This window comes from Pseudomonas sp. GCM10022186 (assembly GCF_042656385.1).
GTDB lineage: Bacteria > Pseudomonadota > Gammaproteobacteria > Pseudomonadales > Pseudomonadaceae > Metapseudomonas.
Genome location: NZ_JBHSOU010000015.1, coordinates 1 through 7,287 on the forward strand (window position 1 = coordinate 1; position 7,287 = coordinate 7,287).

Consider the following 7,287-nt stretch of genomic DNA (forward strand, 5'->3'; position numbering starts at 1 on the left):
TGCCGGGCGTGCAGAGGACTTTCACCTCCAAGTCGTCCAGTTCACCACCACAGTGAACCGAACAGCGCCAGTCACGGCGCTACGCGCCATGCCTGGCGCACCCAGAAAAAAGGCGCCTTCAGGCGCCTTCTTCGTCAGTACCACTTCTTCTCGCCCTCGGGGCGTTTCTTGAAGCGTTTCATGCTCCACATGTACTGGGTCGGATAGGCGCGCACATAGCGTTCCACCACTTGGCTCATGGCGGCCACGCCTTCTTCCACGTTCTCGCTGTACATGCCTTCCGGCGCGGCTTCCAGGATCACCTTGAAGCCCGAACCGTCGGGCAGGCGCAGGGCATGCAGGAACACGCCGCGCGCCTTGCCACCGGCGAGCATGCCGGGGACGAACTTGCTGGTCAGGGCCTGGGTGCCGAGGAAGGGCACGAAGACCCCGGCCGACAGGCTCGGCTCGGGGTCTGCGGGAATGCCCACGGCACCACCCTTGCGCACTTCCTTGATGACGCTGAGGATGCCTTCCCTGGTGGACGGCGCCACGCGGTTGCCCAGCTGCACGCGCTGCTTCTGCAGCAGGTCATCCACTGCTTTCAGCTTCGGTGGGCGATAGAAGATGATGGGTTTGCACTGGGCGCAGTAGAAGTGGTTGAGCACCTCCCAATTGCCCAGGTGGCTGGTGATGCCGACCACGCCCTTGCCGCTGGCCAGGGCCTCGTGCAGCACCTCCAGGCCTTCGACCTCGCGCACCAGGCCGATGGATTTCTCTGCCGGCCAGATCCAGGCGCAGGCGCTTTCGGTAAGGGTCCTGCCGATGTCCTTCAGGCTCTGGCCGACGCGCTGCTCGAGCTCGACCGGCGACAGCTCGGGAAAGCACTTGGACAGGTTGATCCGCGTCACTTCGCGGGAACGGTTGGGCAACTTCCACATCAGCCAGCCGATGGCCGCGCCGACGGCCTGCACGGCACGCCAGGGCAACAGGGCGAAGAGGCGCAGGAAACCTACGACCAGCGCACCTTTCAGCTTATCCACAGGCAACTCCAGAGAATGCAAAAGGGCGCATTCTACCCTCGCCGCATGAACGATGCCGCTTCACGCGGTCAGTTCACGATAGCGATCGCAGTCCATGGTGTGATCCATGACCATCCCGGCCGCCTGCATGAAGGCGTAGCAGATGGTCGGGCCGACGAAAGTGAAACCGGCCTTCTTCAGTGCGCGGCTCATGGCCTCGGCCTCGGGGGTGACCGCCGGCACGTCGCCGCGGCCGCTGAAATGGTTGACCTTGGGCCGGCCGCCGACGAAGGACCAGAGCAGCGCCACCGGATCCTCCAGGCGCAGCCAGGCCTGGGCGTTCTGCCGCGCGGCCTTGAGCTTGAGCAGGTTGCGGATGATGCCCGGGTCCTGCATCAGCCTCTCGATTTCCTCGTCACTCATCCGCGCCAGGCGCTCCGGCTCGAAGCCGAACAGCACCTCACGGTAGCGCTCACGCTTCTTCAACACCGTGATCCACGAAAGGCCAGCCTGGAAACCCTCCAGCAGCAGCAGCTCGAACAGCGCCGCCGGGTCCTTCAGCGGCACGCCCCATTCGGTGTCGTGGTAGTCGATGTAAAGCGGGTCGTCATTGCACCAGAAGCAGCGTGGCATAAGGCTTTCCATGCGGTTGCGGCGGGTTCGGATCGGGTATACTCCGGCATTTTCCGTCGAAGACCCAGCACAGGTGAAATTCGTGAGCCAGACTACGCCCGCCGTGCGCACCTTCCAAGACCTGATCCTCGCCCTGCAGCAGTACTGGGCCGAGCAGGGCTGCGTGGTGCTCCAGCCCTACGACATGGAAGTGGGCGCCGGTACCTTCCACACCGCCACCTTCCTCCGCGCCATCGGCCCGGAGACCTGGAACGCCGCCTACGTGCAGCCGTCCCGCCGTCCGACGGACGGTCGCTACGGTGAAAACCCCAACCGCCTGCAGCACTACTACCAGTTCCAGGTGGTCCTCAAGCCGAATCCGGAGAACTTCCAGGAACTGTACCTGGGCTCGCTGAAGGCCATCGGCATCGACCCGCTGGTGCACGACATCCGCTTCGTCGAGGACAACTGGGAATCGCCGACCCTCGGCGCCTGGGGCCTGGGCTGGGAAATCTGGCTGAACGGCATGGAAGTGACCCAGTTCACCTACTTCCAGCAGGTCGGCGGTATCGAGTGCTACCCGGTCACCGGCGAGATCACCTATGGCCTGGAGCGCCTGGCCATGTACCTGCAGGGCGTCGACTCGGTCTACGACCTGATCTGGACCGACGGCCCGTTCGGCACCGTCACCTACGGCGACGTGTTCCACCAGAACGAAGTGGAGCAGTCCACCTTCAACTTCGAGCACGCCAACGTGCCGAAGCTGTTCGAGCTCTTCGACTTCTACGAAAGCGAAGCCAACCGCCTGATCGAGCTGCAGCTGCCGCTGCCGACCTACGAGATGGTCCTCAAGGCCTCCCACACCTTCAACCTGCTGGACGCCCGCCGCGCCATCTCGGTGACCGAGCGCCAGCGCTACATCCTGCGCGTGCGCACCCTGGCCCGCGCCGTGGCACAGAGCTACCTGCAGGCGCGTGCGCGCCTGGGCTTCCCCATGGCCACCCCCGAACTGCGTGACGAAGTACTGGCCAAGCTGGAGGCGCAAGCATGAGTGCACAAGATTTCCTGGTAGAGCTGGGCACCGAAGAGCTGCCGCCCAAGGCGCTGAAATCCCTGGGCGACGCCTTCCTCTCCGGCATCGAGCAGGGCCTGAAGGCCGCCGGCCTCGGCTACGCCAAGGCCCAGGTGTTCGCTGCCCCGCGCCGCCTGGCGGTGCTGGTGGAACAGTTGGCCACCCAGCAACCCGACCGCAGCGTCAATCTCGACGGCCCGCCGATCCAGGCCGCCTTCGACGCCGAGGGCAAACCGACCCAGGCTGCCCTGGGCTTCGCCCGCAAGTGCGGCGTCGACCTGGAGCTGATCGACAAGAGCGGCCCGAAGCTGAAGTTCAGCCAGAGCATTCCCGGCCAGCCCGCCGTGGGCCTGCTGCCCGGCATAGTCGAAACCTCCCTGGCCGCCCTGCCTATCCCCAAGCGCATGCGCTGGGCCGCCCGCCGCGAAGAGTTCGTGCGTCCGACCCAATGGCTGGTAATGCTGTTCGGTGAAGAAGTGGTCGACTGCGAGATCCTCGCCCAGAAGGCCGGCCGCGAGTCCCGCGGTCATCGCTTCCACAACCCGGACGACATCCGCATCGGCAAGCCATCCACCTATCTGGAAGACCTGCGCAGCGCCCACGTGCTGGCCGACTTCGCCGAGCGCCGCGAGATCATCGCCAAGCGCGTGGCCGAACTGGCCGCCGAGCAGAAAGGCACCGCCGTGGTTCCCGCCGACCTGCTGGACGAAGTGACCGCCCTGGTCGAATGGCCGGTGCCGCTGGTGTGCTCCTTCGAAGAGCGCTTCCTCGCCGTACCCCAGGAAGCCCTGATCTCCACCATGCAGGACAACCAGAAGTACTTCTGCCTGCTGGATGCCGACGGCAAGCTGCTGCCGCGCTTCATCACCGTGGCCAACGTGGTCAGCAAGGACCCGGCGCAGATCATCTCCGGCAACGAGAAGGTAGTGCGCCCGCGCCTCACCGACGCCGAGTTCTTCTTCAAGCAGGACAAGAAGCAGAAGCTGGAGAATTTCAACGAGCGCCTGAAGAACGTGGTGTTCCAGGCCCAGCTCGGCACCGTCTACGAGAAGGCCGAGCGCGTGTCCCGACTGGCCGGCTTCGTCGCCGGGCAGATCGGCGCCGATGCGGCCCGCGCCGAGCGCGCCGGCATCCTCGCCAAGTGCGACCTGGCCACCGAGATGGTCGGTGAATTCCCCGAGATGCAGGGTATCGCCGGCTACTACTACGCCAAGAACGATGGCGAGCCGGACGACGTCGCCCTGGCGCTGAACGAGCAGTACATGCCGCGCGGTGCCGGCGCCGAACTGCCGCAGACCCTTACCGGCGCGGCCGTGGCCGTGGCCGACAAGCTGGACACCCTGGTGGGCATCTTCGGCATCGGCATGCTGCCCACCGGCAGCAAGGACCCCTTCGCCCTGCGCCGCCAGGCCCTGGGCGTGCTGCGCATCCTGATCGAGAAGCAGCTGAACCTCGACCTGGCCGCCGCCGTCGCCTTCGCCATCGACCTCTATGGCGCCAAGGTCAAGGCCGAAGGCCTGGCCGAGCAGGTGCTGGAGTTCGTCTTCGACCGCCTGCGCGCCCGCTACGAGGACGAAGGCGTGGACGTGGCCGTGTACCTCTCGGTACGCGCCCTGCAGCCATCCTCGGCACTGGACTTCGACCAGCGCGTACAGGCCGTACAGGCCTTCCGCAAGCTGCCGGAAGCCGCCGCCCTGGCCGCCGCCAACAAGCGCGTGTCCAACCTGCTGAGCAAGGCCGATGGCGCCGTGCCGGCGAGCGTGGACAGCGCCCTGCTGCAGGAAGCCGCCGAGCAGGCCCTGGCCAAGGCCGTGGCCGACGCCGAGCGGGCGCTGGCCGCCGCCGGCAGCTACCGCGAGACCCTGGAGCGCCTGGCCAGCCTGCGCGAGCCGGTGGACAGCTTCTTCGAAGCGGTGCTGGTCAACGCCGAAGACGCCGCCGTGCGCAGCAACCGCTATGCACTGCTGGCCAAGCTGCGCGGCCTGTTCCTGGGCGTGGCGGATATTTCGGTACTGGGGTAAAGAGCAGCCAGAAGCTGGGAGCTTGAAGCTGGAAGTGACCGGCTTCCGGCTCCCGGCTTCAAGCTTCCGGCTTGAGTTATGAAACTACTGATTCTCGACCGCGACGGAGTCATCAACCAGGACTCCGACGAGTACATCAAATCCCTCGAAGAGTGGATCCCCATACCCAGCGCCATCGACGCCATCGCCCGCCTGAGCAAGGCCGGCTGGACAGTCGCCGTGGCCACCAATCAGTCCGGCATCGCCCGCGGCTACTATGACCTCGCCACGCTGGAATCCATGCACGCGCGGCTGCGTGAACTGGTGGCGGAGCAGGGCGGCGAACTGGGCGTTATCCAGTATTGTCCCCACGGCCCGGACGAGGGCTGCGATTGCCGCAAGCCACGCCCCGGCATGCTCAAACGCATCGCCGAACACTATGGCGTGGACCTGTCCGGAACCTGGTTCGTCGGCGACAGCAGTGGTGACCTGGAAGCCGCGCTGGCCGTCGATTGTCAGCCCGTTCTGGTGAAGACCGGCAAAGGCGAACGGACCCTGGCCAAAGCGTTGCCGGCGGGCACTCTGGTTTTCGACGATCTGGCGGCAGTCGCCGCACATCTCCTCCAATAAGGTCAACAGCTCCCATGACGACAGTGCAGGCCATCAGAACCTTCCTCTTCTACCTGATGCTGTCGCTGAGCGCCTTCATCTGGGGCACCCTGAGTCTCTTCTTCGCGCCATTCATGCCCTTCCGCGCCAGGTACCGCTTCATCGTCTGGCGCTGGTGCCGCTTCGCCGTCTGGCTGACCAAGGTGATGGTAGGTATCCGCTACGAAGTGAAGGGCCTGGAGAACGTACCGGAGCGGCCCTGCGTGATCCTCGCCAAGCACCAGAGCACCTGGGAGACCTTCTACCTGTCCGGTGCCTTCGAGCCCCTCAGCCAGGTGGTCAAGCGCGAGCTGCTGCGGGTGCCCTTCTTCGGTTGGGCCATGGCGCTGATGAAGCCCATCGCCATCGACCGCAGCAACCCCAAGGCGGCCCTCAAGCAGCTCGCCGCGCAGGGCGACGAGCGCCTGAAGCAAGGCGCCTGGGTGCTGATCTTCCCCGAGGGAACCCGCGTGCCGGCCGGCCAGATGGGCAAGTTTTCCCGTGGCGGCGCGGCCCTGGCGGTCAACGCCGGGCTGCCGGTGCTGCCGGTGGCCCACAACGCCGGCAACTTCTGGCCCAAGGAAGGCTGGGCCAAGTATCCCGGCACCATCCAGGTCGTCATCGGTCCGGCGATGTACGCGGAAGGGGAGGGCCCAAGGGCCATCGCCGAGCTGAACGACCGCGCCTTCGCCTGGGTGGAAGCGACCCAGCGCGAGATCGAAGGACCACAGTCCGCTGCCACGATCGACCAACCCGCCTGATTTGTGGATAAGCTGTGGACAATTTTTTGGCGATTCGCCAAAACCCTTGCTCAAGACCCTGATTTACAAGGCTTTACCATTCACGCTAAAGCTTAGCGAGGAAGTGCATAACGCTTTCTCGCGACGCACCGCATTACCCTTTCAGGTATTTCGAATCCAGGGCGTTGAAGCAGTGGATGATCCGCTCACGCTTCACCCCTGGAAAGTTCTTCTCGGTGAGCACGACCAGCACCGCCGGCTTGACCCTCCCGGAACGTAGCTGCCGCATCATATAGGCGCTGATTTCTTCGTCGGTAACAGGTACCTGGTCTTCCATCCTTCCATTCCTCGTGCAATCTCCAAGGGGCCTGCCGAAGGCTCCAGGCTACGACGCACCCTCAGTTGCGACCAGGCCCCATTGCCATCGCCGAAACACGCGATAGTGCCATTGCAGGGGGAAGGGAATGCATACGCCGGGCCGGGGAGGATTTCGCGGGAGCCGGAAAGCACTGAGGGGAGCCTAAGCTCCCCTCGAATGATTCTTCGTTATTGTTGTTGTTCTTATTTGGTGTTCGTTGTTGTTCTTCGCTACTGGCTGCTAGCGAGCCAGAATTGGCTGGTCCCAACATGGACCTAGGGCAAACGGATTTTTTTGGACGCTGATCATGCCATCGTCTTTCGAACCAACCAGAGCTGCCGCTACTTTGAGGTAGTTTTATTGTTCTGTTGCTCCAGCCACCGGGGTGCGGAATGGCACACCCTCTCCAAAAAAATCGGTTTGCTTCTTCTCTGGGCTGTTGTTTTTGTTTTGTCAGAGTCGAAAAATTTCTTCTTGAAGCTTTTTGTTGTTGTTGTGCCATATATAGAGCATGAGTCGTGCCAGAAATATAAAAATCCTTATAAATCAATATCTTAACAAAATGACTCTTTCAGAAAGGCCTTTCCGAGCCCCAAAACTGTTCCCATACGACCCGTCCGGGTACTCCGGGCCCGGGTCGGGGGTAACACTGCTCCCATCCTTTTGACACCTTCGTGTTACCGGTTGTTTCCGGCTTGCAACCCATTGTCCAGGAAGGAAAACTCCTGATTCCCCAAGCGGGCTCAAGCGCTGATCGTGTCCCGGGAAGTGGTGTAACTGAGGTCTAGCCGAAGCGCCGTCAGGCGTAAGAGGAAGGCCATCGTGGTTCTTGGTTAAGGTTGAGTTTGCAGACCTA

General features: G+C 63.6%; 7 protein-coding genes. 4 read left to right on the forward strand and 3 right to left on the reverse strand.

The features are described from left to right. Positions 1–134: 134 nt before the first annotated feature. Both ACFPU0_RS08780 and ACFPU0_RS08785 read right to left on the reverse strand, forming a co-directional pair. Complete coding sequence (locus tag ACFPU0_RS08780) at positions 135–1,022, reverse strand: lysophospholipid acyltransferase (protein ID WP_377692512.1); 888 nt, start codon at positions 1,020–1,022, stop codon at positions 135–137. A gap of 60 nt (positions 1,023–1,082) precedes the next feature. Further along, on the reverse strand, positions 1,083–1,634 hold the full coding sequence (locus ACFPU0_RS08785) for a DNA-3-methyladenine glycosylase I (RefSeq protein ID WP_377692513.1): 552 nt from the start codon (positions 1,632–1,634) through the stop codon (positions 1,083–1,085). Between the two features lie 82 nt (positions 1,635–1,716). On the opposite strand from ACFPU0_RS08785, the gene glyQ reads away from it, so the two are divergent. The 4 genes from glyQ (at position 1,717) to ACFPU0_RS08805 (ending at position 6,094) form a co-directional block, all read left to right on the forward strand. Further along, a complete protein-coding gene (gene glyQ, locus ACFPU0_RS08790) occupies positions 1,717–2,664 on the forward strand; it encodes a glycine--tRNA ligase subunit alpha (RefSeq protein ID WP_377692514.1) in 948 nt (315 codons plus the stop codon). Next, positions 2,661–4,706, forward strand: a complete 2,046-nt coding sequence (glyS, locus tag ACFPU0_RS08795; protein WP_377692515.1) for a glycine--tRNA ligase subunit beta — start codon at positions 2,661–2,663, stop codon at positions 4,704–4,706. Before glyQ ends, glyS begins: the two co-directional genes overlap by 4 nt. Positions 4,707–4,784: 78 nt before the next feature. Continuing rightward, entirely contained in the window at positions 4,785–5,315 is a 531-nt protein-coding gene (gmhB, locus tag ACFPU0_RS08800; protein WP_377692516.1) for a D-glycero-beta-D-manno-heptose 1,7-bisphosphate 7-phosphatase, read from the forward strand. A 14-nt stretch (positions 5,316–5,329) separates the two neighbouring features. Further along, a complete protein-coding gene (locus ACFPU0_RS08805) occupies positions 5,330–6,094 on the forward strand; it encodes a lysophospholipid acyltransferase family protein (RefSeq protein ID WP_377692517.1) in 765 nt (254 codons plus the stop codon). Positions 6,095–6,227: 133 nt separating this feature from the next. On the opposite strand, the gene ACFPU0_RS08810 is transcribed toward ACFPU0_RS08805, so the two are convergent. Continuing rightward, positions 6,228–6,410: a hypothetical protein gene (locus ACFPU0_RS08810; protein WP_377692519.1), complete on the reverse strand. Its 183-nt coding sequence runs from the start codon at positions 6,408–6,410 to the stop codon at positions 6,228–6,230. Between the last annotated feature and the right edge of the window lie 877 nt (positions 6,411–7,287).

Coding starts and splice junctions, on each gene's coding strand:
- ACFPU0_RS08785 (WP_377692513.1), bottom strand. CDS start 1,634: ATGCCACGCTGCTTCTGGTGCAATGACGACCCGCTTTACATCGACTAC.
- glyS (WP_377692515.1), top strand. CDS start 2,661: ATGAGTGCACAAGATTTCCTGGTAGAGCTGGGCACCGAAGAGCTGCCG.
- gmhB (WP_377692516.1), top strand. CDS start 4,785: ATGAAACTACTGATTCTCGACCGCGACGGAGTCATCAACCAGGACTCC.
- ACFPU0_RS08805 (WP_377692517.1), top strand. CDS start 5,330: ATGACGACAGTGCAGGCCATCAGAACCTTCCTCTTCTACCTGATGCTG.
- ACFPU0_RS08810 (WP_377692519.1), bottom strand. CDS start 6,410: ATGGAAGACCAGGTACCTGTTACCGACGAAGAAATCAGCGCCTATATG.